Source organism: Antricoccus suffuscus, from assembly GCF_003003235.1.
GTDB lineage: Bacteria > Actinomycetota > Actinomycetes > Mycobacteriales > Antricoccaceae > Antricoccus > Antricoccus suffuscus.
This window is the reverse complement of sequence record NZ_PVUE01000006.1, coordinates 35,104-58,287: the sequence shown is the minus strand read 5'-3', so window position 1 is coordinate 58,287 and position 23,184 is coordinate 35,104. Positions and strand designations below refer to the sequence as shown.

The following is a 23,184-nucleotide window of genomic DNA, read 5'->3' as shown; positions in this document are numbered from 1 at the left end:
TGGCAGGACCTATTCGATAGGGAGGCGAGAGCGATGGACCGAAGTCCCGGACGATTGCTGCGCGAATTTCTCGGCAGGGCAGAACCATTACTGCTTCCCGGCGTCGTAAGCCCGCTCTTTGCGCGGCTCGCTTACGACGCGGGCTTCGAGGCGTTGTACGCGACCGGCGCCGGAATCAGCAATATGACTCTCGGGCTACCGGATCTGGGGCTCATGGGTATGAGCGAGCTCGCCGCTGTGAGCGGCCGGATTGCCGAAGCCACGCCGTTGCCGGTGCTCGCTGATATCGACACTGGATACGGCAATGCGCTCAACGTGACTCGCACCGTCCGCGAGTTCGAGAATCACGGCGTCGCCGGCGTACAAATCGAAGACCAGGTCAATCCCAAGCGGTGTGGACATTTCGACGATAAGGCGATCGTCTCGCGTCAGGAGATGCTGGAACGTGTCTTCGCCGCTGTCGAGGCCCGCCGCGATCCTGACCTGGTGATCGTGGCTCGCACCGATGCGATTGCAGTGGAAGGCATCTCGTCCGCGATACTTCGCGCAAACGATTACGCGGCGGCCGGCGCCGATCTGGTCTTCGTCGAAGCTCCGACCTCCTCAGAAGAGCTGCGGGCGATCGCCGACGGCGTCGCCGCTCCACTCATGATCAACATGGTCGAGGGTGGTCGTACGCCGGTGCTGGCGCCCGATGAGCTCGCGAGCATGGGCTTCGCGGTCATCCTGTATGCCAATAGTGTGCTACGTATGGCGATGGCTGGTGCTAACACCGCCTTGCGTGTTCTCAAGGCCAGCGGAGGCACGGTGGATCTCCTCGATCAGATGGTGACATGGCCGGAGCGCCAGGCGGCTGTCCGCCTTGATGAGTGGCTCAGTGTGGACGCGCGTGTCGCCTCCCTAGCCGCCCGGTTGCACGATGCGCGTGGTGATTAGCCACAAGAAACATGGCCATGCTCTGCTACATTTCTGCCAATCGACGGTGGGAGTGACAATGGACCACGGGACTGGGCACTGGCCCACGATCCACGCGCTACGTAATGGCAACCAAACTGCGTTTATCAACGCCGAGACCGGGGCGGCAACGACGTTTCGGGAACTCGAAGACAGGACCAATGCGCTGGCCGCGGCGCTGCGGGATATCGGAGTCGCGAAAGGCGACCGCGTAGCACTTGTGACCCTCAATGGCGTCCCAATGCTCGAAATCCTGTTTGCGATATGGAAACTGGGTGCGATCGGCGTACCGATCAACTGGCGCCTGAGTGCATCTGAGATCAACTACATTCTCGACGACTGCGGCGCGAAACTGATCTTCCACTCGCCCGGCTTCGCTGGCACCGTACGAGAGGCCGCCGGTGAGGACGGACGGCTGATCGAGGTGCCCGACAACGAGCGGTTGCAAAACGGACGGACCAGCACCTACGAGACGCTGATCGCCGAGGGGGACTCCTCACGTGCGGTGGCTGATGTCGAACTGGACGACATCTGCACGATCATGTACACGTCGGGCACGACAGGATTTCCCAAGGGCGCCATGCTGACGCACGGCAACTTTCTCTGGAACGCGGTGCACAACGCAAACCTGGACGACGGAATCGGGCGTGCCGATATCTCGATCGCGGCTGCACCGATGTTCCATATCGGGGCACTCGGTATCCACACGACCGCACTTCTCTACGTCGGGGGCACGACCGTCGTGATGGAAACATTCGACCCGGTGGAGTGGATCAAGGCGGTGGCGCGTCATCACGTAACCGTGACCTTCGCAGTACCGGCGATGTGGGCGGCCATCGCGAAAGCCGCAGGGGAGATCGACTATGACTTCAGCTCGTTGAGGTTCAACCTCTCCGGGGGCGCGCCAACACCGTTGGTCGTCATCGAGGAGCTCGGGCGACTCGGCGCAGAGCTAAGCGAGGGCTTCGGCCTGACCGAGACGTCACCCATTGCGTCGTATCTGGATAAGGCCGACATTGTCGAGCACCTCGGCTCTATTGGCCGCCCCGTCCACCATGTCGACACTCGCATCGTCGATGAGGCTGACAACGACGTGCCGACGGGAGTCGTCGGCGAAATGGTTTTCCGCGGACCGACGATCTTCGCCGGTTACTGGAACAAGCCGATCGAAACAGCGGCGGCCATGCGTGGCGGCTGGTTCCATACAGGAGACCTCGCGCGGTCCGACGAGGGCGAGTATCTCTACATTGTCGACCGCAAGAAGGACATGGTTATTACGGGCGGCGAGAATGTCTATCCGGTCGAGGTCGAGCAGGCGTTGCACCGTCACGAGGCAATCGCTGATGTTGCCGTCGTCGGGGTACCGGACGAGAAATGGGGCGAGAGCGTAGCAGCGGTCGTTGTCTTGCAGCCGAATGCGCGGGCCACCGGCGATGAGATCATCGCGTGGGCGCGGCAACGGATTGCGCATTTCAAATGCCCTCGCTCGGTGCTGTTTGTCGATGAGCTGCCCCGCACCGCCACCGGGAAAATCCTCAAACGCCAACTGCGTGAGCTGTACGTCGGCGATAGCGCTCAGTAGCGGCTGGGAGCGAACCACCGCCGTGCATCAGGAGAGAGTGAGGTCGTCGCCGAAGTACGGCGAGATAATGCCCCTCATGCGCATGATGTCGGCTTCGTCGTCGGTCTTCGGGGTGGGTGGTGGCCTGTTGCCGGGATCGCGGAGCCATTCCCACAACAGCCGGGCATCGAAGGCGCCGTTCGTGGCTGAACGGCCGTGCTCATTGGTGTAGTAGTTGCGCGCACGGCGGTCGAGGTAGGCCTTGGTCGCGGCGGCCTCGTCGAGAGCGTCGTTGTATTTCCAGTAAGCATCGGTCGTGACCTCGACAGTGTGCTTGTCGCTGGTGACGAGCGCTTCGATGCACTTCAACGCGAACCTGGTGACGAGTTCCTCGAGGTGGATCGCGGCGAATCCGACGTTGGCGTTGGTGTTAGGGCCGTAGAGCATGAAGAAGTTGGGGAACCCGGGCATCAGGTTCCCGAGGTAGGCCCGCGCGCCGTCCTTCTGCCACAGGTCTTCGACCGCTGCGCCGTCCCGGCCGCGGATGTCCATCGGCCACAAGAAGTCGTTCGCGCGGAACCCGGTCGCCAGGACGATCACGTCGACGGGGTATTCGGTGCCGTCGTCCAGGACGATCGCGTCTTCGGTGACGTGCCCGACGCCCTCGGGGACCAGCGTGACGTTGTCGCGCTGGATCGCGTCATAAATGCTGTAGTCCCGGTCGACCAGGACTGGCCGGGCCGACATCGGTGGCGCGTCGGGCAGCATGACTTCCATGAGGTCGGGGCGGTCGGCGAACTTCGAGCGCATGAATGCGAGGCGCTGGTCGCGCAGTTCCTTGTTCGCGGCACTGACCGCGTGCGGATCGTTGAACGCGGGGTCGATCTCGTTCGCCGGTGCAGTGGCGCTGGGGCGCAGCGCCCACGAGTAGGCGAAGCGGACGAAGTTCGCGAAGTAGGGGAAGTTGCGGTCCAGCCAGTTCACCTGGGCAGGGTAGGGGCTGAGGTAGCCGGGCGTGTCGTAGACCCAGTTGGGGGTGCGCTGGAACAAGTACACGTGCTCGACGTCGTGATTTTTCGCGAGTTCGGGGACGAGTTGGTAGCCGGTGCAGCCGCTGCCGATGACCGCGACCCGTTTACCGGTCACATCCAGCGATGCGGGCCAGCGGGCGGTGTGGAAGTACTGACCGCGGAAGCGCTCGATGCCGTCGAGGTGCGGAACGTTGGGTCGAGAGAGGAGCCCGACCGCGGTGATGATCGCGTTCGCCGACAACGTGTGTTCACCGTCCGGGCCGGCGGCGGTCACGGTCCACATGCTCGCCGGCTCGTCCCAGACGACCGAGCTGACCTCGGTATCGAAGGTGATGTGCTTGCGCAGGTCGAAATGGTCCGCGATCCAGTTGACGTATTTCTCGTTCTCGGCTTGTTCGCAGTACGGCGAGGGGTAGGTGAAGTCGGCGCCGAAGACGTGCGTGTAGATCCGGCTCGGCGTGTCCACTCGGGCGCCGGGGTACCGGTTTTCGTACCAGGTGCCACCGACCTCGTCATTCTTCTCTAGCACGGTGAACGGTATCCCAGCCTCGCTGAGGTGGACCGCGGCGTTCAGCCCGCCCATACCCGCGCCGATCACGATCACCGAAAAGTCCTGCAGCTGTTCGGGCGTCGGAGGGTGAGTCCACGCAAGACCCCGCGCGAACGGGTCGATGCCAAGCTGCTCGGTCCACAACTCCAGTTCAGCGGCCGGGACCTCGGAACCGACGATCAGGCTCAGGCTGCGCCGTAGTCGCTGCATCGGGCCGAACGGGACCTCGTGCTGCCCGGTATCGCGGCACGACTTGAGGAACGCCGCCGCCTTGTCCCGGATCATCGCCACGTCCGAGTCCTCGGCGATGACCTGTTTCGACCGGTACCCCGACACCACGGTCTCGACCTGCACGCCTGAGGCCAGGCTCTCATCACCAGTCAACTGATACACCAAACCGCGCAACACCAGCGGATCGGCGTGCTGGACAGCGTCGTCGATCGTCTCGTCACTGGCGACAAGTAGCTCATCGTGCATCGTGGTCATCCTTCACGCCCTTCTGGAGAACCTATCGCGATCACGTGCCCGTCGAATCGGTTCAGAACTGGATCAGACACTCAATAGTCGCCGCCCGGGTTTCGCCGGCGCGACTTAACGACCGAACGGGCCTTCTTGCCTGCGAGCCGACGTTCAACCGAACCGCGCGTTGGCTTCGTCGAACGCCGCCGCGGGGGAGCCGGCGCGAGCGCGTCGCGGATGAGACTTGCCAACCGCCGACGAGCGGCCTCCCGATTGCGTAACTGAGCCCGATACTCAGAGGCTGCGATGACCACCGCATCGCCCACAAGACGGGATTCGAGCCGTCCGAGTAACCGTAGTCGGAGGTGGTCGCCGAGAGCCGAGCACGCGGCCGACCGGTCCGGGCTCCAGGTCAATTCGACCCTGCTGTCGGCCGTATTCACGCCTTGACCGCCCGGACCCGAGGACCGTGAGAACCGCCAGTTCAGCTCTGCGGCGGGAATAGTAAGAGCGTCGTTGACAAATAATGGTCCGTCGACGCGGCTCGGCGGCGAGGTGGTCATGGACTAGTGCTTGGTTCGGCGGCTTCCACCGTGCCAGTCTTCCTTCTTGCCGGTCGCATCAGGCGCGACGCCGAAAGCGCGTAGCTGCGGGCGTTCGCGCAGGCTGCGCTTGAGCTCGGCGAAACCGGGGAAACTCGCCAGGCCGACGACGTGGTCCCACAGCCGCACTGCGTCCTCGTCGTTCGGCAACTGGCTGATCACCGGGCCGAAGAACGCCGTACCGTTTGGCGGTTCGAAGTGGATGATCGGCGTACCGACATCCTTACCTGTGAGGGCAAGCGCCTCATCGCTCTCGGTCTGGATCAATGCGTCGTACGACTCATCGTCCAACGCATCGGCCAATGTCGCCGGTAGTCCGACCTCGGTGAGGATCGGTTCGACAAAGGCCCTCGTGCCGCGGGTGTCGCTGGTGGGATCGGCACTCTTTTTTGGTGCATCGGAATCGAAGATGTGGGCGCCATACCCGGCGTACAGGGCGGCGACGGCGTCGCGGCCGTGATCTGCACGTGCCTTAGCGGCAACCCGCAATAGGCGTAAGCCGGCCGTATGCCCGGCCTCGTAGCGCGGCGGAAACTGCGCGTCGTAGTCGACGTGTGAGTTGATCTTGCGCAACGAGATGAATCGCCAGTCGACGCTGTAGTCGCGCTGCGCACTGACCGTGCGGACCCACTTGCTTGTCATCCAGGCGAACGGGCACACAGGATCGAAATAGAAATTGATGTCGGCATCACTCATGACTCCACCGTAGCGCGCGGACCAGGTGCGGGCATCTGATGTCGGCTCCTTGACCTGAATCACACATGATGCTCTACTAACACCGCTTGCGGGGGTCCACGTCGACTGTTAGGTGAGCATGGATTCCCAGACAATCATCTTGCTGGTAGCGATTCTGTATTTGTTGGTCATGGTCGGTATCGGCATCTGGGCCAACACGAAGATGAAGTCGTCGAAGGACTTCCTCGTCGCCGGCCAGTCACTTGGCTTCTTCGTGATGGCGATCGCGTCGTTCTCCTCGATCCAGAGTGGCTGGGGGATGGTCGGCTCGACCGGCACGGTGTCGGCCTGGGGTGTCGGTGCGGTCATCAGCGCCACCGTCGTGCCTATTGGCTTCGCGCTTGCCTGGTTTCTGCTCGGCAGCCGTCTGCGACGGATCTCGCAAAAGCACGAGGTCTACAGCATCCCTGACATCATGCGGGTGCGGTATCAGAGTCGTGGCGCCCACATATGGATGTCAATCGCGATGATTCTTGGCGCGATCGGTTATATGACAGCGCAAATCGTTGCCGCCGGCGTCATCACCAGCCTCCTGCTCGGAGTGCCCTTCATGACCGCGACCTGGATCGGCGGCCTCATCGTCGCGGCGTACACGATGGCCGGCGGAATGCTAGCGGCCGTCTGGACCGACCTTATCCAGGGCCTGATCATGATCGGGATGTCATTGCTGATCTTCATCCTCGCGCTTGTGAGCGGCGGAGGATGGACCAACGTCATGTCGACCCTGTCCGGCGAGAGCCTGCGCTTTGTCGCGCTGGACGGCGTGCAACCGGTCGTCTGGATCGTGGCCAACGCGATCATGCTGTTCCTCGGAATGGTTGCTCAGCCGCAGTTGATTCACAAGTTTCTGATGCTCAAGTCAACGAAGGAACTCAAATGGGGCGCCACGGTAGCCGCTATCGGCTACGCCACGACGACATTGTTCTCCCTGGGCGTTGGTATTGGCATGCGGTCGGCGATTATCGAAGGCAAGGTCGCAGCGCCGGACAACCTCGACGACACGGCGACTAGCTTCCTCTCGCATTTCACTAATCCGGTCATCGCCGGGCTCGCGCTTGTCGCGCTCCTGGCGGCGATCATGTCGAGCGCGAGCAGCTTCATCACCATTGGCGCCGCCGCGCTGACCCGAGACTTGATGTCCGCGCTGCGGATCACGGTACGGCGCGACCTACTGTGGAACCGGCTAGCCAGCCTCGTCATCGTGTTAGCCGCACTGGTCATCGGGCTCTACCTCGACCAGATCATTTATCTGCTTGGCTCGATCGGCTGGGCAGCGTTCGCGGCGGCGATCTTCGGCCCCGTCGTACTTGGCATCTACTGGCGTCGTGGGACTGGGATTGCCGCGATGGTCTCGATCATCGCCGGCCTCGTGCTCAATGTCGGGATGACGCTGCTGACCTCCCAGGAGCTCGTCGTGCCGCCAAAACAGTTCTTCGCAGCGCCGCTGATCATTATTGCCGGGATCGTCATCTTCGTTGTGTTGTCCTACTTGACGAATTCCGCAAAGGACCGGGAGATGTTCGACGACCTGTATCCATCGGACTTGGATGTCGTACCGGCGGCGATCGAGGTCGACGCGGGCGCAGAGCCCGAACCCAACTATTCCTACTCCGAAGAGGGGGTGCGGTAATGGATGCCCAAGCCCGCGGTCAGAGCAGGGTCGACCGGATTGTTTTGACGTTCACGACGTTGCTCGTTCTCACGATGATTGGCATGTTCGCCAACAACGCGGCATTGATCATGCTGCCGATTCCGTTGATCATTGCCGTCATGATGCTGCTGGCAACTCTGGGGCCTAATAACACCTGGCCAACCCGCAGCGTGATCGTCGTGTTGGGGGCGTACAGCGCGATCTCCCTGGCTGTGTGGCTCGTCGCGTGGCTCGCGCTCGGCAACCCCGCCATTACGATCGCCGGACTGCCTACGAGCATGGGTGTGTTGGTGCTTGTTGGCTGGCCTTTCTACTCGATCGCAAGCGGATTGCTCTACGCGTTTTGCGCGGACCGCTCCGGCCCGAGTGGCGGCCGCCGTAGCTCGGTTCCACCCAACTAAAAAGAACCCCTGACCCGCAATTACAGCTGCAGGTCAGGGGTTCGAAAGTGTCCAGAGGGGGACTTGAACCCCCACGTCCTATCAAGGACACTAGCACCTCAAGCTAGCGCGTCTGCCATTCCGCCACCTGGACAAGGTGCGTCGGAAACAATACCCAATCCGACGCAGCGGCTTGCAGCCGCCCCTCCTTTAGAAGGAGCGCTGCGGCCGGCGGCCATAACTACGACCGCGGCCTCCCTTGAAATCGCCGCCCTTGAAGTCACGCCGCGGACGACGATTGCGTACCGGCGCCGGCGCGCGGTACTCCTCAACTGGGACACCGCTGGGCTTAGTGCCACCGGTAATGCTCTCGAGCGGCGCATCGCCGGGCTCGACGTAAACGCCGCGGACCTTCAGGCCGGCCAGCCGTGTGGTGCGCTCAACGCCGCCCCGCTCCCGTGGCATCGCCAAGGTGACAACGCTGCCCGAGCCACCCGCGCGCGCAGTACGACCGGCGCGGTGCAGGTAGGTCTTGTGGTCGGTGGGCGGATCGGCCTGTACGACGAGCTCAACGTCGTCGATGTGAATGCCGCGGGCGGCGACATCGGTCGCGACCAGCACCGGCACGTGGCCCTCACGGAACGCCGAGAGAGTCCGGGTGCGGGCACCCTGGTTGAGCCCACCGTGCAGCGCTGCAGCGCCGACACCGGCCTCACGAAGCTTCTCTGCGACGCGGTCCGCGCCGAGCTTGGTCCGCACGAAGATGATCGTCCGGCCTTCGCGAGATGCGAGCTCGGCGGTGACCTCGGCCTTGCGGCCGGGATGCACGACGAACACGTGATGTTCCATAGAGTCGATCGACGCGGTGACGTCGGCCGTCGAGTGACGCACGGGGTTGGTCAGGAATTTCCTGACCAACTTGTCGACGTCGCCGTCGAGCGTCGCGGAGAAGAGCATCCGCTGGCTGTGCGCCGGAGTCTCGTCGAGGATACGAGTTACCTCGGGCAAGAAGCCCATGTCGCACATCTGGTCGGCCTCGTCGAGGACCGAGATGCGCACGTCGCTCAGATCCGCAGCGCCACGCTCAATGAGGTCGATCAATCGACCTGGCGTGGAGATGAGTACGTCGACACCGCTCTCGAGCGCCATGAGCTGCTTCTTGTACGGCATGCCGCCAGCTATCAGCACCATTCGAAGTCCGAGGGACTTGCCGAGTGGGGCCAGGGCCTCCATTACCTGCATCGCGAGTTCGCGAGTAGGCACCAGCACCATCGCGTGCGGGCGGTTCGGCTCCCGCTTGACGTCGGCGAGCGTGGCGATCAACGGTAGACCGAACGCGAGCGTCTTGCCGGAGCCGGTCGCCGCGCGGGCCAGCACGTCGGCGCCGGTCAGCGCCGTCGGAATTGCTTCGCCTTGGATTGCGAATGGCGCGGAGATGCCGGCCGCGGCGAGCGCGGCGACGAGCTGGTCAGGCAGGCCCATAGCTGTGAAGCCGTTGTCCTCGCCAACCTCAACCGCAGCCTTGCCCGCGATCGGGGTCAGCTCGTCGATGCCCTCTTCGTACTTGTCCGCGAACCGGTCCCGGGAGGGACGGTCGAACGAGCGCGCTGGGCGGTCGTTGAAGTTCCGGGCGGGGCGGTCATTGTTGTACGAGCGTGCGGGACGGTCGTTGTTGTACGAGCGTGCGGGACGGTCGTTGTTGTACGAGCGGGCCGGGCGGTCGTCACGACGGTCGAACGAGCGAGCCGGCCGGTCGTCGCGGCGTTGGTAACTGCCGCGGTCATCGCGACGGTCGAACGAGCGCGCTGGGCGGTCGTCGTTGTTGTTGTAAGACCGTGCGGGACGGTCGTTGTTGTACGAGCGTGCGGGACGGTCGTTGTTGTACGAGCGGGCCGGGCGGTCGTCGCGGCGTTGGTAACTGCCGCGGTCATCGCGACGGTCGAACGAGCGCGCTGGGCGGTCGTCGTTGTTGTTGTTGTTGTACGAGCGTGCGGGACGGTCGTTGTTGTACGAGCGGGCCGGGCGGTCGTCGCGGCGGTCGAACGAGCGAGCCGGACGGTCATTGTTGAAGGTGCGTGGTTTGCGATCGCCGGCGGCGCCACGTTCGGACGCAGGAGTGAACTCGTCCGGCCTGCGAGTGCCCTTGCGATGCGCCTTCTTGGGCGCTCCGGTAGGGGCGGTACGAGAGGGCGGGCCGCTCTTGTTTGCGCCAAAGGCTTTCTTCTTGCCTTTGTGGCGCGGCTTCACGCCGGTTTTGGACGGCGCAAGGCCAGGCGTTTTTGGTGCGTAAGACACGGTGGTTCCATTCAGTTGTGGCACAACGGAACGCACAAGGATGCCCGTGAATGAGATAAGAAGGGGCTAGATAGAGTGCGGGTTGCGCTCGCGTACACCGATAAGCGGTCGCTTTCGATGCTTGGCCGAGCGCTTCTACTTCAAGAGACGAGTTAGTCAGGCTCGTCAAAATATTCACCTGCGCACATGCCGATGCCAATACGTTATCAGGCGGGAGCCAGCGACGGGGGATTCGTGACGCGACTCTCCGTACGCCGAGGTCGATGCGGTAGGAATAGAGACGTGACTGACTCAATTAGTAGCCCAGCAAGCGACAGCGACCCCCGCGGACTCGCCGCCCCAGGCGCACTCGACGAGGTAGTCCAACTGTGTTCGGAGCTGATCGCGATCGACTCCACCAATACCGGAGACCCGGAAACGCTTGTCGGAGAACGAGAAGCCGCGGCGTACGTCGTTGCCAAACTCGCCGAGGTTGGAATCGAGTCGACGACTCTCGAGTCCGCCGAGACGCGGGCCAGTGTCATCATCAAGATCAAAGGCGAAGACTCGACCCGACCGGGACTGCTCGTGCACGGGCATCTTGACGTCGTACCGGCCGATGCCTCGGAGTGGTCGGTCGACCCCTACGGCGGAATCGTGAAGGACGGATATGTCTGGGGCCGCGGCGCCGTGGACATGAAGGACATGGACGCGATGATGCTGGCCGTCGTCCGGCGGTGGACACGAGATGGCATCAAACCACCGCGGGACATGGTTTTCGCGTGGGTCGCGGACGAGGAACACGGCGGTAAGTTCGGCGCGCACTGGCTCGTCGATGAGCATCCGGAACTGTTCGACGGTTGCTCGGAGGCGGTCGGTGAAGTTGGCGGCTTCAGCTACTCGATTTCTGAAGAAGTGCGCGTGTACCCGATTATGACGGGGGAGAAGAGCATCGCCTGGATGCGAATCACCGCGAAGGGAGCGCCGGGGCACGGCTCGATGCTGCACGACAACAACGCCATCACCAAGCTGTCCGAGGCGGTTGCCCGGATCGGCCGCCACGAGTTCCCGGTCGCGTGGACAGACACGATCCGTGCATTTCTGACGGGGCTGGGCGGCCTGATGGACACCGACCTGATGCACGTCGACCCGCAAGTGGTCGTCGACAAACTCGGTCCGCTGGGTCGCATCGTGGGCGCGACGATGCGCAACACGGCCAACCCGACAATGCTGGATGCCGGTTATAAGGCCAATGTGATTCCAGGGTCCGCGAGCGCCGTCATCGACTGCCGGATCATTCCTGGTCAGGAGGCTGAGTTCGAGCGTCAGATAGACGAGCTCCTCGGCCCGGACGTCGAACGAGAATGGATCATCACCGACCGTGCGCTGGAGGTGCCATTCGAAGGCGACCTCGTGGCCTCGATGACCGCCGCGCTCGCCGCCGAAGACTCTGGCAGCCATACGCTGCCGTACTTGATGTCCGGTGGCACGGACGCGAAGTCATTCGCAACGCTAGGAATGACCTGCTACGGGTTCTCACCACTGCGGCTGCCACCTGATCTCGACTTTGCATCACTGTTTCACGGTATCGACGAGCGAGTACCTGTCGACGCGCTGCAGTTCGGCGCACGTGTACTCGACCGTTTCCTGCTATCTGCATAGGAGTTCAACTCTTGACTTCCACCGAACCCGGCGTCATGAACCTCAACGGCAAGGTCGCATTTGTCACCGGTGGCGCCGGCGGCTTCGGCCGCGCCATCACCCAGATCTTGCTCGAGAACGGCGCCCAGGTCGCGTTGTGCGACATTGACGAGGATCGCACCCAGGCCGCGGCTAAAGAGCTCGGTGCCGTCGGGTTCACGCTCGACGTCAGCGACTTCGAGGCCAACCACAAGGTGGTCGCAGATATCGAGGCGCATTTCGGTGGTCTCGATATTGCCTTCTTGAATGCCGGAATCAGTGGCGGGTTGCGTGGCGCGGACGCACTTGACTTGGACGGCTATCGACGGATTATGGGCATCAACCTCGACGGCGTCGTATACGGCACGGACGCGGTCCTGCCGGCGCTGCGCAAACGTGGGGGCGGTTGCATTGTCGCGACGGCATCGATGGCCGGACTCGTTGCGCCTCCCGGTAACCCGTTCTACGCGCTCACCAAGGCTGCCGTCATCGGCTACGTGCGCTCGCTCGGAGTGGAGCTCGCGCACGACGGGATCCGCATGCACGCGCTGTGCCCAGGATTCGCCGACACGCCAATCATCAACCGGATGCGCGACAACTTCGAGAAAGCAAACTTCCCGATTATTGAGCCGCGCACGGTGGCCGAGACGTTCATCGAGGCAGTGAAGTCGCCGGACAGCGGTCTTGCTTGGCTTATCCAGGCCGGCGTCGAACCCGCGCCGTTCAAGTTTCGCGGCGTACCTGCCGCCAGGCACGCCGACGGCACGCGGGCCGGTGTGCCGACATCGGTCAATCCAGATGCTCAGAAACCAAATTCAGGAGGCAATAAATGAAAGCTTGGCTGGTATCCGAACTCGGTGACCCGCAGGACGTCTTGAAATGGACGGACGTGCCGGATGTGCAGCCGGGATCTGGTCAGGTCAAGGTCAAGGTTGAGGCCGCGGCGCTTAACTTCCCGGATATCCTGCTGTGCCAGGGGAAGTATCAGATCACGCCGACCCTGCCGTTCACGCCCGGTGTTGAGGTGTCTGGCGAGGTCGTGGAGGTTGGTGAGGGCGTCAGCACCATCAAGGTCGGTGACAAGGTCTTCGGTGGTCCGCAGAGTGCCTCTGGCGCCGGCGGCGGCTACGCCGAATACGCGCTGATGAGCGCCGCGGATATCCTCACCGCGCCACCCGGTATGCCAGCCGAGGAGGCCGCCGGCTACCTGCTGACGTATCAGACGAGCTGGGTCGCTTTGCATACCCGCGGGCAGATCAAGGCCGGCGACGTCGTGCTGGTGCATGCAGGGGCCGGCGGTGTCGGGTCATCTGCGATCCAGATCGCCAAGGCCGCGGGCGCGACGGTGATCGCGACCGCGGGCGGTCCAGCCAAGAAGCAGGTCTGCCTCGATCTGGGCGCCGACCACGCGATTGACTACAACAGCGAGGACTTCGCCACCGTGGTCAAGGAAATCACCAACGGGCGTGGCGCCGACATCGTTTACGACCCGGTCGGTGGCGACGTATTCGACAAGTCCACAAAGTGCATCGCATTCGAAGGTCGGATCCTGATCATCGGATTCACCTCGGGGCGAATGGCCGAATCGAAGACAAACCATGTGCTGGTGAAGAACTACAGCGTCGTCGGCGTGCACTGGGGTTATTACCGGAAAATGCGTCCCGAGGTCATCCCGGAGGCAGACAAGGCACTTGCCAAGCTGTACGCCGAGGGCAAGATCAAGCCGCATATCTCCAAGATCTACTCGTTCGCGGAACTGCCCGAAGCACTCGTAGCACTCGGTTCGCGCAAAACCACTGGCAAGGTCGTCGTCGTTCCGTAGTCAACTGTGCCGGACCGGCGACCGCTCACAAGATGGGGCGGGGAAGATGCTCGTGGCGCCGACGCCGGCGCATCACGACCTTCCTCGTCCCATCGGTGTATTTGAGTACTCGAGCGAGTTCCCAACCCCCGACTCCGGCCTGCGCCGCAAGCATCTGCGCGGCAAGCCAGATCCCAGTGTGTGGACCGATGCGCACCGGCGCGTACTCCCAGTCGCTCTCGTTACGCGTGACGGCGCCCGAGTGGACTGCCTCACGCTTCGAATTCGCCATTACGACATTTTGCACCAGATCGGCGACTAACGCGCGCACCGGTTCGCCGCGTCCTGACCTGATCTGTCCTGAGCGCCAACCGACGCGCTAAGAACAAGCAGGCATTAACTCGCGAAGACGCTCGGCAAGAGTGGTACGACGAGGCCGTAGGGCGCGCTCGCGGACGGCATATGCCAGTGCCGGACCGGGAGTGCGAACGATGCTGAGGTGTTTCTGCGCGCGGGTGAACGCGGTGTAAATCAGCGATCTGCTCATCAGCCGCCCGGCTTCTGGCGGTGCGACTACGACGACGGCCTGCCATTCCGACCCCTGTGCCCGGTGCACCGTGATCGCCCAGCCGTGCACGAGGTCGCGTAGCGCCTTGCCGGCGACATCTGCTGTGCCGGACGCGAACTGAACTGTCACTCCCTTGTCAGAGAGCCGTGTGATGACGCCGACTTCGCCGTTGGCGTAGCCGGTCGGGCTGGCGTCAAGGTAGTTTGCCGTCGCGATGACACGATCGCCCACATCGAAGCCGGACACCGCGCCAGGGCCGGGGTTGAGTTTCTGCTTGAGGGCGTAGTTGAGCTCCTTGGTTCCGGCGGCACCGCGATGCACCGGTGTGACGACCTGGATCTCGGAGGTTTCAATTCCGAGCGCGCGGGGGATCGAGTCGGTCACCAATTGGACCGTGCGATGCGCGGCCTGTCCCGAACCGTTGGTGGCGACGATGACTACTTCCTTGGACTCGTCCATCTCAACTGGCGGCAGGTCACCTTTGCGTACGGCGGCGGCGAGCTTGGCGATTTGACCACCGGCCGCCTGCCGATACAGCGTCTCGAGGTAGGTCACCGGTACGGCGTCGGAATCGATCAGGTCGGCGAGCACCCTGCCGGGTCCGATAGAAGGCAGTTGCGCCTCGTCCCCGACGATCATCAGATGTGTGCCGTCCTCGCACGCCGCGAGGAGCGCCGCGGCAAGCCGGACGTCGACCATTGATGCCTCGTCAATGACGACGACGTCGGCCTCGATCGGCTCGTCACGGCCGCGCAGGAAACCGCCCTCTTTTCCTTGTGCACCAAGCAATCGATGGATCGTCATTGCTTCCATACCGGTGAGCTCGGCGAGCCGCTTAGCCGCTCGGCCCGTGGGCGCCGCCAGGACTATGTGTTGTGAATGCTTTTCGGCGAGCTCGACGACTGTGCCGACGGTGCGTGACTTTCCGGTGCCAGGGCCACCGGTCAGGATCGACACACCCTCGGTGCGGGCTAGCTCGACCGCCCGGCTTTGCGCACTGTCGAGGCCCTTGCTCACCTTCTTCAACGACGCGGCGGTACCCCACTTACGCGACGACTTCGTGAGCCGCGCGATATCCCGCGCGATCGACTTTTCGTCGTCGGCGAGGACGCGAAGCGATAAGGCGTCGTAGCCGTCGAACTGCCGGTGTACGACGAGCCCTTGGTCGATACTCGCTTGACAGGCGGTGTCGGCATCGGGAATTCCCCAGGTGCGCAGTGAGTCCCGCACGTCCTCCAGCGGTGTGATGGTGTGGCCGTTGTTGTTGTCCTCGCGTAGCGCCTCGCCGACAAGGGCGCGGGCCCGCCGAGGATCGTCGCGCTCGAAACCGCCAAACATTGCCCGGGCCACCGCGTCGGCCTGGCCGACATCGATCCCGCGTACGCCGACGATCCGCCACGGATCGTCTTCGAGGACGGTCGCTGCAGCATCACCGAGAGCGTCGATCAGTCCCGGCACGGCGTACGCCGAGATACCTGCAGGCACGATTACCTGTGCGAGGTCGTACTCGGGAGTGGCCGCTATCCAAGCTGAGATCAGCCGTTCGGCCCGGGAGGCGGCGACGCGCGGAATCCGCAGCAGGGCTTCCTTGGTGATCAGGCCCGGCCGCGTGATGCCCGCTGTCGGCACGTGCGTAAGGGCGCTCTTGCCGAGTCCGGACCACAGGCCCGCCTCGCAGAACGCGATGAAAACAGGATCAGCGTCGCTAGGCCAACGTGGAGGGGCCGGTTTGGCAGCCACGAACGACTAGCGGCGACGCTCGGGATAACCGAGCGAGGGCGCCGAGATTTCGTCGAGAACACCTTGAATTTCCGAAGGCAGCTCGAGATCGTCAATGTCCAACGACGCCTGCAGCTGGCCCGCGGTTCTGGCGCCGAGGATCGCGGCAGTCACTCCAGGCCGATCCCGTACCCATGCCAGTGCGACGGCGAGCGGCGAGACGCCGAGCCCGTCTGCGGCGGTGGCAACCGCTTCGACGATCCGCGAAGAGTCCGCACTCAGATACCGCTTGACGAACTCGCCCAAGTGCGGCGAGGCGCCGCGCGAGTCTGATGGCGTGCCGTGCCGATATTTCCCAGTCAGTACGCCGCGCCCGAGCGGGGACCAGGCGATGATCCCGACGCCGAGAGCACGTGCCGCGCCGACCACCTCACGTTCGACGCCCCGCTCGAGCAGCGAGTACTCCATCTGCGCCGCGACGATCGGGGCGGCAGGGTGCGTGACCGACTGCAGTGTGCCGGTCCGCGCCAACTGCCATCCGCTGTAGTTCGAGACACCGACGTACCGGGCGCGTCCCGTGCAGACCGCGGTGTCGAGCGCGGCAAGGGTCTCCTCCAGCGGCACGAGGGGATCCCACGCATGCAACTGCCACAGATCGACGTAGTCCGTGCCGAGCCGTTTCAGTGATGCATCCAGCGCGCTGAGCAAGTGTCCCCGGGAGGCACCGCGACCCATTGGGCCGGGTCCTGTACGGCCGACCGCCTTCGTCGCCACCACCATCTGGTCTCGGCGTACGACGGTGCGCAGCAATCGCCCGACGACCTTCTCGCTTTCGCCATCGACGTAGACATCGGCCGTGTCGAGGAAATTGCCCCCGGCCTCGACGTACGCCATCAGTTGAGCGGTCGCCTCATCGCGGTCGGTGTCTCGGCCCCACGTCATGGTGCCGAGACCGAGCCGTGAGACGACCAATCCGCTTCTGCCTGCTACGCGCTGTTCCACGCGCTCAAACCTACCCGTGTGGCCACCGCGTAGAGTTCAGGCACGCCATGTCCTGACGACGCCGCCAACGTTGTAATGCGGCCGCGTTCCCACCCTGTCGGAGGAAAAATGAAGCTTGGGATCAATCTCGGATATTGGGGAAAGGGCAACGACGCATCCAATGTGGATCTCGCCGTTGAGGCCGACCAGCTGGGCTACAACGTTGCCTGGGTAGCGGAGGCGTACGGCTCGGACGCGGTCTCCGTGCTGGCCTACGTCGCGGCCAAAACCAACCGCATCGATGTGGGTTCGGCGGTGATGCAGATCCCAGCCCGTACTCCGGCGATGACGGCGATGACAGCCGCGACGATCGACAGCCTCTCCGGCGGTCGGTTCCGGCTCGGACTCGGCCTGTCCGGACCGCAGGTGTCAGAGGGCTGGCACGGTGTCCGTTACGCGCATCCGTTAGGCCGGACCCGCGAGTACGTCGACATCGTCAAGCGGGCCTGGACGAGAGAGCGCCTGATGTACGACGGCAAGCACTTCCAGCTGCCGCTGCCGGACGGGGAGGGGAAGGCGCTCAAGCTCACGGTGCATCCGGTGCGTGCGCAGATCCCCATCTATCTCGCCTCGGTTGGCCCGAAAAACCTGGAACTGACCGGCGAGGTGGCCGACGGCTGGCTCGGGGTCTCCGCAGCCTATGACGACATGGGTGACTCACTAGACCACATCAAGGCGGGCCGCGAGAAGGCGGGTAAGAGTCTTGACGGGTTTGACTACGCGATCAGCTGCAGCACGGCCATCGGCGCCGACATCGAGTCGTTAGCCGATCGGATCCGCCCCCATCACGCCCTCTACATCGGCGGCATGGGCAGCCGCAAGACCAACTTCTACAACCGCAACGCAGTGCGGCTCGGCTACCAAGATGACGCTGAGCGAATCCAAGACCTCTACCTGGGTCGCAAGTATGATGAGGCAGCAGCCGCGGTGCCCACCGAGTTGGTTGACCGGACCGGGCTCATCGGTCCTGTGGACCGGGTAGCAGAGCGGTTGAGCATTCTTGCCGAGCAGGGCATCACGACGGTGAACTGCTCGGTTTACGGCGATGGCTCAAATGGAAGTGAGATCGAACAAGTGCGTCTACTGGCTGAAGCAGGTCGTAAGGCAGGAATCCTTTAGTGAATTTGCTCCAGGCAATCATCCTTGGAATTGTCGAAGGTCTCACTGAGTTTCTCCCCGTATCAAGCACCGGCCACCTCACGATCGCCTCGAAGATCATGGGTCTGAAGATTGACGATCCGTCGGTGACTGCGTTTACCGCGGTGATTCAGATCGGCGCCATCATCGCGGTTGTCATCTACTTCTGGAAGGACTTAGTCCGCCTGGTGACGGCGTGGTTCAAAGGGGTGTTCAACTCGGCCCACCGAGACAGCCCGGACTATAAGTTCGCATGGATTGTGATCTTTGGTTCAGTGCCGATCGGCATTGTCGGATTTGCGCTACGGCACGTGATTGAGGGGCCGCTGCGCAGTCTCTGGGTCGTCGCTATCGCGCTTATCGTGTGGTCGTTCGCGTTGCTGTTCGGCGACGCCGTCGGTCGTCAACGCCGGGTCGAGGAGGACATGACCTACCGAGACGGCATCGTCTTGGGTCTCGCCCAGTGTCTCGCGCTGATCCCGGGCGTGTCCCGTTCCGGTGCCACGATCAGCACCGGTTTGATCATCGGACTGGATCGGGTGACCGCGACCCGAATCTCGTTCTTGCTCGGGTTGCCGGCCCTTATTGGGGCAGGCCTGTTCACGCTGCCCGACGCGATTAAGCCGGGTGGTGTGGGTGTCGGCCCGACGCTGGTGGGCACCGTTGTCTCGTTCGTCGTGGCATACGCGTCGATCGCGTGGCTACTGAAGTTTGTCCAGTCCAACAAATTCACCGGATTCGTGCTCTACCGCATCCTTCTTGGGATCGTGGTCATTATCTTGCTGTCGACCGGCGTATTGGCGGCGACCTAACGATGACGACGCTATTCCTGCTGCGCCACGGACAGTCCAGCGCTAACTCGGGCGGCGTGCTAGCCGGCCGTACCCCCGGCGTACACCTCAACGAGACCGGCCATAAGCAGGCTGCCAGCGCCGCCGAGTCGCTCGCCAACGTCACCTTCGATGCGATGGTCTCCAGCCCGCTCGAACGTTGCCAGGAGACAATCGGATACGTCGCTGCCGGCCGTCGCCGCAAGGTGCGCACCGACGACGACCTCATCGAGTGTGGTTACGGGTCCTGGACCGGCAAGTCAATCGGCACCCTTGCCAAAGACCCCCTGTGGCAGGTCGTGCAAGCGCATCCGTCCGCCGTGCAGTTCCCGGGGCGTGGCGGCGAGTCGATGCTGGGGATGTCACAACGCGCCGTCGCGGCCGTGCGGCACTGGAACGCCAAGGTAGGGGACAATGGTGTCTGGTTGGCATGTAGCCACGGCGACGTCATCAAGGCGATCATCGCTGATGCGCTGGGACTACATCTCGATCAGTTCCAGCGGATCAACGTCGACCCCGCGTCGATCACGGTGATCCGCTACACGCCGTTACGGCCGTTCGTCATGCAACTGAATTCAACAGGTAGCCCCATGGAACGTTTCGTGCCACCGCCGCCCAAGAGCGGCCGGCGGAAGAAACCGAGCTCGGACGCCGTTGTAGGCGGAGGGGCCGGACGGGGCAAGGGAAGTCGATAACACAATGTCTCGCAAACTACACATTTTCGACCGCCCGCAACGGTTCGTGGCGGGGACCGTCGGCGAACCCGGCGACCGGGTTTTTTACTTGCAGGCCTCCGACGGCGGGCACACGGTGTCCGTGGCGTTGGAGAAGGAACAAGTGCGGATTCTCGCCGAACGTGTTGACGACGTCATCGACGAGGTGACCCGGCGCGGAGAGGTTCCGCCGATCGAGGCTCCCGCCGGTGATCTCGGCCCGCTGGAGATGCCGCTGCTCGAAGAGTTCCGGGTCGCCGCACTAGGTCTCGCATGGGACGACACGGACAATGTGCTCGTGATCGAGGCGGTTTCAGGCAGTTCGGGTGAGGTAGAGGAGTCCGGCATCTTCTCCGATGAGGACGATGCGCCCGACGCGATCCGGGTCAAGTTGGAAGCCGTGCAGGCCAAGGCATTCGCCAGCCGCGCGGCCGCGCTGGTGGAGTCCGGCAGGCCACCGTGCCCGCTCTGCTCGCAACCGCTGAGCCGTGACGGCCATATCTGTCCGCGTCAAAATGGCTACCACCGGGCCACGCTGGCGTGAGCGTCTCGCACATAGATGTGCCGAGCTCTCTGGAGCTGCTGCGCGAGGGATCACTGACGATCCTGGGGCGCATCGTCGAAGCCAGCAACGCCACGCTGCTGTGCGAAGTCGTTCTGGGTGATCAAAAAGCCCACTGCGTATACAAACCCGTTCGAGGCGAGCGGCCGCTATGGGACTTCCCGGACGGCACGCTCGCCGACCGCGAGGTCGCGGCGTACAAGGTGTGCGCCTTCACCGGGTGGGATCTCGTGCCGCCGACGATCCTGCGCGAGGGCGAATTCGGTCCGGGCATGGTGCAGTTGTGGGTGGACGGCGACGAGGATGTCGACCTCGTGGAGTATGTCCGCTCCGAGTCGCCGGCGTTGCGCAGGCTCGCCGTCTACGACGCGATCGTCAACAACTCCGACCGCAAGGGCGGCCACCTGATCCCGATGCCCGCAGAACCCGACGCGAGCGACGCGTTGGCCGACCGTCACGTGTACGGCGTGGACCACGGCGTCACCTTCAACGTCGACGACAAGCTACGCACGATCCTTTGGATGTGGGCCGGGGATCGGCTGACCGACGAGGCGATCGACATCCTGGGGAAGGTCCGTTGCGGTTTGGATGGCGAACTTGGCCGTGTGCTGCGCGAGCACTTGACCACCGATGAGGTGAGGCAGACAGTCCGCCGCGTGGATGACATGCTGCACACGGGTCGTCACCCGACGCCGTCTGCCGATTGGCCTGCCTATCCGTACCCGCCGTTCTAGGACGAACCGTCGCTAGGTAGGCGACCACCGGTTTGAGTGTGGGCGGTACTGTCAAATCATGCATTCGTGGCCCGACGTCGTCGTACCTCCTATACCCGACAACCCGCCCGCTCTGCGGCTGTACGACAGTTCGTCGGACACCGTTCGACCGTTAGCCGATAGGGGCGAGTATCGCATCTATGTATGCGGAATAACGCCGTACGACGCGACTCATCTCGGCCATGCGGCGACCTATCTGGCCTTCGATCTGGCGATTCGCCAGCTGCGCGACGCGGGCAAAACGGTGCACTACGTGCAAAATGTCACCGACATCGACGATCCGCTGCTCGAGCGTGCTGAGGCGAACGGAGAGGACTGGCAGGATCTGGCCCGCCGCGAGACCGATCTCTTCCGTGAGGACATGACCGCGCTGCGAGTGCTTCCGCCGGAGCGATACGTCGGCGCGGTCGAGTCGATGGACCTGGTCGCGGACGCGGTCAACAAACTGTTGGAGTCGGGTGCGGCGTATCGGCTCGCCGACGGCACCAATGACGTCTACTACGACACCGACGCGGCGCCGAAGTTCGGCTATGTCAGCCAGTACGACGAGGCGACGATGCTCGGATTCTTCGCCGAACGCGGCGGCGACCCGGAGCGTGAGGGCAAGCGACACGCGCTGGATCCGCTGCTATGGCGGGGGATACGCGACGGGGAACCGTCCTGGAGCACCGTCGTCGGCGAGGGACGCCCGGGATGGCACATCGAATGCGCGGCCATCGCGCTGGACGGCCTGGGCGACACGATCGATATCCAAGGCGGGGGATCGGACCTGCGGTTCCCGCACCACGAGATGTCCACGGCACACGCCGAAACACTCACCGGACTCACCCCATTCGCCGGTCACTACAGCCAGGCGGCCATGATCGGCCTGGACGGCGAGAAGATGTCTAAGAGCAAGGGCAACCTCGTGCTCGTGTCGGTGTTACGACGCGACGGCGTCGATCCAATGGCCGTCCGAGTCGGGCTCCTGGCCGGACACTATCGACAGGACCGGGACTGGAGCGACGAGGTGCTGCACGCCGCGCTCGATCGTTTGAGTGCGTGGCGGGCCGCAGTCGCACGCGACAACGCACCCGAGGCCGCGCCGGTGATCGCCGCGATCCGTGAACGACTTGCCGACGACCTCGACACGCCTGCCGCGCTCCGCATCATCGACGACTGGGCATCGACAAGCGGCACCGCCGAAGGAGCGGGCGTTCAGCTATCGACGGCTATCGATGCGCTTCTGGGTATTGCGCTGTAGGGCTCGCTCAGCCGCCATCGGTGCGGGGACCGCGCCGACGCAAATAGCGCTCGAAGTCCTGCGCGATCATGTCTGCGCTCGGGGTTTCCGCGTCATCGTCGGTGTTTTCCTCGAGCGAGCGGACATACTCGGCGATCTCGGCGTCATCGCTGGTGATCGCATTCGTGTTTTCCAGCCACGCGTCCGACTGCTCGGGCAGGCTGCCTACCGGAATCGGTAGGTCAAGCACGTCTTCGAGCCGGTGAAGCAGCGCGAGCGTCGCCGGCGGGTTGGGCGGGGTAGCGACATAGTGCGGGACACCAGCCCAGAACTGCACCGCCATCACGCCGGCCTGAATACACGCGTCATGAAGGACGCCGGTGATCCCGGTCGGACCCTCGTATCGGGTACGTGCCAACCCAAACCGCTGCGCTGAGGCGGCGTCGTACGACGACCCGGTCACGATGACCGGCCGGCTGTGCGGGATGTCGGTCTGCAGCGCGCCAAGAGTGACTACGGTTTCGACGCCGAGCTCGCGCACCAGTTCGAGGATCTCTTCACAGAAGCTGCGCCACCGAAGATTGGGCTCCAGGCCACGCATCAGTACGACGTCTCGCGCGGAACCCGGCGGACGGCATACCGAGAACTGGGTGCTGGGCCATTCGAGCTTGCGGCTCACACCGTCGGTGAGGCCGATAATTGGACGGTTGACCTGGTAGTCGTAGTAGTCCTCGGGATCGACCGCCGCGAGTGGACGTGCATCCCAGATCAGCTCTAGATGCTCGACCGCCGCGCTGGCGGCATCACCTGCATCGTTCCAGCCGGCGAAGGCGCCAATCATGACCGGCTCGGTGAGCTCGGGAAAGTCGTCGTAATCGTCCACCAGGCCAGGGTACGTCGATTCGCACGCGCGAATCACGCGCCTCACACACCGGGCTGCG

The 23,184-nt window shown here is 63.6% G+C and carries 21 protein-coding genes and 1 tRNA gene; 13 read left to right on the top strand and 9 right to left on the bottom strand.

The features are described from left to right. The first annotated feature begins 33 nt into the window (after nucleotides 1–33). Both CLV47_RS08915 and CLV47_RS08910 read left to right on the top strand, forming a co-directional pair. Complete coding sequence (locus tag CLV47_RS08915) at nucleotides 34–936, top strand: isocitrate lyase/PEP mutase family protein (RefSeq protein ID WP_106348686.1); 903 nt, start codon at nucleotides 34–36, stop codon at nucleotides 934–936. A 58-nt stretch (nucleotides 937–994) separates the two neighbouring features. Continuing rightward, complete coding sequence (locus CLV47_RS08910; protein WP_106348685.1) at nucleotides 995–2,536, top strand: acyl-CoA synthetase; 1,542 nt, start codon at nucleotides 995–997, stop codon at nucleotides 2,534–2,536. A gap of 27 nt (nucleotides 2,537–2,563) precedes the next feature. Here the strand turns inward: CLV47_RS08910 and CLV47_RS08905 are convergent, their stop codons facing one another. From CLV47_RS08905 to CLV47_RS08895, 3 genes are all read right to left on the bottom strand, one after another. Next, nucleotides 2,564–4,582 (bottom strand): NAD(P)/FAD-dependent oxidoreductase, encoded by a 2,019-nt coding sequence (locus tag CLV47_RS08905; protein ID WP_106348684.1) that lies wholly within the window; start codon nucleotides 4,580–4,582, stop codon nucleotides 2,564–2,566. 71 nt (nucleotides 4,583–4,653) lie between these two features. Continuing rightward, nucleotides 4,654–5,118 carry an alternative ribosome rescue aminoacyl-tRNA hydrolase ArfB gene (gene arfB / locus CLV47_RS08900; protein WP_106348683.1) on the bottom strand — a complete coding sequence of 155 codons (465 nt, stop codon included), beginning with the start codon at nucleotides 5,116–5,118 and terminating at the stop codon, nucleotides 4,654–4,656. A 3-nt stretch (nucleotides 5,119–5,121) separates the two neighbouring features. Further along, the gene (locus CLV47_RS08895) at nucleotides 5,122–5,853 is read right to left on the bottom strand and encodes a mycothiol-dependent nitroreductase Rv2466c family protein (RefSeq protein ID WP_106348832.1); all 732 of its coding nucleotides are present in this window, start codon (nucleotides 5,851–5,853) and stop codon (nucleotides 5,122–5,124) included. 118 nt (nucleotides 5,854–5,971) lie between these two features. On the opposite strand from CLV47_RS08895, the gene CLV47_RS08890 reads away from it, so the two are divergent. Both CLV47_RS08890 and CLV47_RS08885 read left to right on the top strand, forming a co-directional pair. Next, entirely contained in the window at nucleotides 5,972–7,522 is a 1,551-nt protein-coding gene (locus tag CLV47_RS08890; protein WP_106348682.1) for a sodium:solute symporter family protein, read from the top strand. After that, nucleotides 7,522–7,944, top strand: coding sequence for a hypothetical protein (locus tag CLV47_RS08885; RefSeq protein WP_106348681.1), 423 nt, complete (start codon nucleotides 7,522–7,524; stop codon nucleotides 7,942–7,944). The genes CLV47_RS08890 and CLV47_RS08885 overlap by 1 nt, the downstream gene beginning before the upstream one ends. A 48-nt stretch (nucleotides 7,945–7,992) precedes the next feature. Here the strand turns inward: CLV47_RS08885 and CLV47_RS08880 are convergent. Both CLV47_RS08880 and CLV47_RS08875 read right to left on the bottom strand, forming a co-directional pair. Beyond that, nucleotides 7,993–8,077 (bottom strand) — tRNA-Leu (locus CLV47_RS08880). A 56-nt stretch (nucleotides 8,078–8,133) separates the two neighbouring features. Beyond that, nucleotides 8,134–10,218, bottom strand: coding sequence for a DEAD/DEAH box helicase (locus CLV47_RS08875; RefSeq protein ID WP_202862473.1), 2,085 nt, complete (start codon nucleotides 10,216–10,218; stop codon nucleotides 8,134–8,136). Nucleotides 10,219–10,500: 282 nt separating this feature from the next. Between CLV47_RS08875 and CLV47_RS08870 the strand changes: the two genes are divergently transcribed. Genes CLV47_RS08870 through CLV47_RS08860 form a run of 3 tightly spaced genes read left to right on the top strand, consistent with a single transcriptional unit; the run spans nucleotide 10,501 to nucleotide 13,699 of the window. Next, complete coding sequence (locus CLV47_RS08870; RefSeq protein ID WP_238145294.1) at nucleotides 10,501–11,859, top strand: M20/M25/M40 family metallo-hydrolase; 1,359 nt, start codon at nucleotides 10,501–10,503, stop codon at nucleotides 11,857–11,859. A gap of 11 nt (nucleotides 11,860–11,870) precedes the next feature. After that, the gene (locus CLV47_RS08865; protein WP_202862472.1) at nucleotides 11,871–12,710 is read left to right on the top strand and encodes an SDR family oxidoreductase; all 840 of its coding nucleotides are present in this window, start codon (nucleotides 11,871–11,873) and stop codon (nucleotides 12,708–12,710) included. Beyond that, nucleotides 12,707–13,699: an NADPH:quinone oxidoreductase family protein gene (locus CLV47_RS08860; RefSeq protein WP_106348678.1), complete on the top strand. Its 993-nt coding sequence runs from the start codon at nucleotides 12,707–12,709 to the stop codon at nucleotides 13,697–13,699. The genes CLV47_RS08865 and CLV47_RS08860 overlap by 4 nt, the downstream gene beginning before the upstream one ends. Before the next feature lie 25 nt (nucleotides 13,700–13,724). Here the strand turns inward: CLV47_RS08860 and CLV47_RS08855 are convergent, their stop codons facing one another. The 3 genes from CLV47_RS08855 to CLV47_RS08845 all read right to left on the bottom strand — a co-directional run bounded on the left by CLV47_RS08855 (nucleotide 13,725) and on the right by CLV47_RS08845 (nucleotide 16,967). Next, on the bottom strand, nucleotides 13,725–13,970 hold the full coding sequence (locus CLV47_RS08855; protein WP_106348677.1) for a DUF5703 family protein: 246 nt from the start codon (nucleotides 13,968–13,970) through the stop codon (nucleotides 13,725–13,727). Between the two features lie 87 nt (nucleotides 13,971–14,057). Next, on the bottom strand, nucleotides 14,058–15,986 hold the full coding sequence (locus tag CLV47_RS08850; RefSeq protein WP_106348676.1) for an AAA family ATPase: 1,929 nt from the start codon (nucleotides 15,984–15,986) through the stop codon (nucleotides 14,058–14,060). 6 nt (nucleotides 15,987–15,992) lie between these two features. Continuing rightward, nucleotides 15,993–16,967: an aldo/keto reductase gene (locus CLV47_RS08845; RefSeq protein WP_106348675.1), complete on the bottom strand. Its 975-nt coding sequence runs from the start codon at nucleotides 16,965–16,967 to the stop codon at nucleotides 15,993–15,995. 108 nt (nucleotides 16,968–17,075) lie between these two features. Here CLV47_RS08845 and CLV47_RS08840 point away from each other — a divergent pair, with 108 nt between their 5' ends. Genes CLV47_RS08840 through mshC form a run of 6 tightly spaced genes read left to right on the top strand, consistent with a single transcriptional unit; the run spans nucleotide 17,076 to nucleotide 22,264 of the window. Beyond that, nucleotides 17,076–18,125 carry an LLM class F420-dependent oxidoreductase gene (locus tag CLV47_RS08840; RefSeq protein ID WP_106348674.1) on the top strand — a complete coding sequence of 350 codons (1,050 nt, stop codon included), beginning with the start codon at nucleotides 17,076–17,078 and terminating at the stop codon, nucleotides 18,123–18,125. Then, nucleotides 18,125–18,955 carry an undecaprenyl-diphosphate phosphatase gene (locus CLV47_RS08835; RefSeq protein ID WP_106348673.1) on the top strand — a complete coding sequence of 277 codons (831 nt, stop codon included), beginning with the start codon at nucleotides 18,125–18,127 and terminating at the stop codon, nucleotides 18,953–18,955. The genes CLV47_RS08840 and CLV47_RS08835 overlap by 1 nt, the downstream gene beginning before the upstream one ends. A 2-nt stretch (nucleotides 18,956–18,957) precedes the next feature. Then, a complete protein-coding gene (locus CLV47_RS08830) occupies nucleotides 18,958–19,668 on the top strand; it encodes an MSMEG_4193 family putative phosphomutase (protein WP_106348672.1) in 711 nt (236 codons plus the stop codon). A 4-nt stretch (nucleotides 19,669–19,672) separates the two neighbouring features. Then, nucleotides 19,673–20,230 (top strand): DUF3090 family protein, encoded by a 558-nt coding sequence (locus tag CLV47_RS08825; RefSeq protein WP_106348671.1) that lies wholly within the window; start codon nucleotides 19,673–19,675, stop codon nucleotides 20,228–20,230. Then, a complete protein-coding gene (locus tag CLV47_RS08820; RefSeq protein WP_202862471.1) occupies nucleotides 20,227–20,982 on the top strand; it encodes an SCO1664 family protein in 756 nt (251 codons plus the stop codon). Before CLV47_RS08825 ends, CLV47_RS08820 begins: the two co-directional genes overlap by 4 nt. A 58-nt stretch (nucleotides 20,983–21,040) precedes the next feature. After that, entirely contained in the window at nucleotides 21,041–22,264 is a 1,224-nt protein-coding gene (gene mshC, locus CLV47_RS08815) for a cysteine--1-D-myo-inosityl 2-amino-2-deoxy-alpha-D-glucopyranoside ligase (protein WP_106348669.1), read from the top strand. 7 nt (nucleotides 22,265–22,271) lie between these two features. On the opposite strand, the gene CLV47_RS08810 is transcribed toward mshC, so the two are convergent. After that, nucleotides 22,272–23,126 carry a PAC2 family protein gene (locus CLV47_RS08810; protein WP_238145293.1) on the bottom strand — a complete coding sequence of 285 codons (855 nt, stop codon included), beginning with the start codon at nucleotides 23,124–23,126 and terminating at the stop codon, nucleotides 22,272–22,274. Nucleotides 23,127–23,184: the final 58 nt, after the last annotated feature.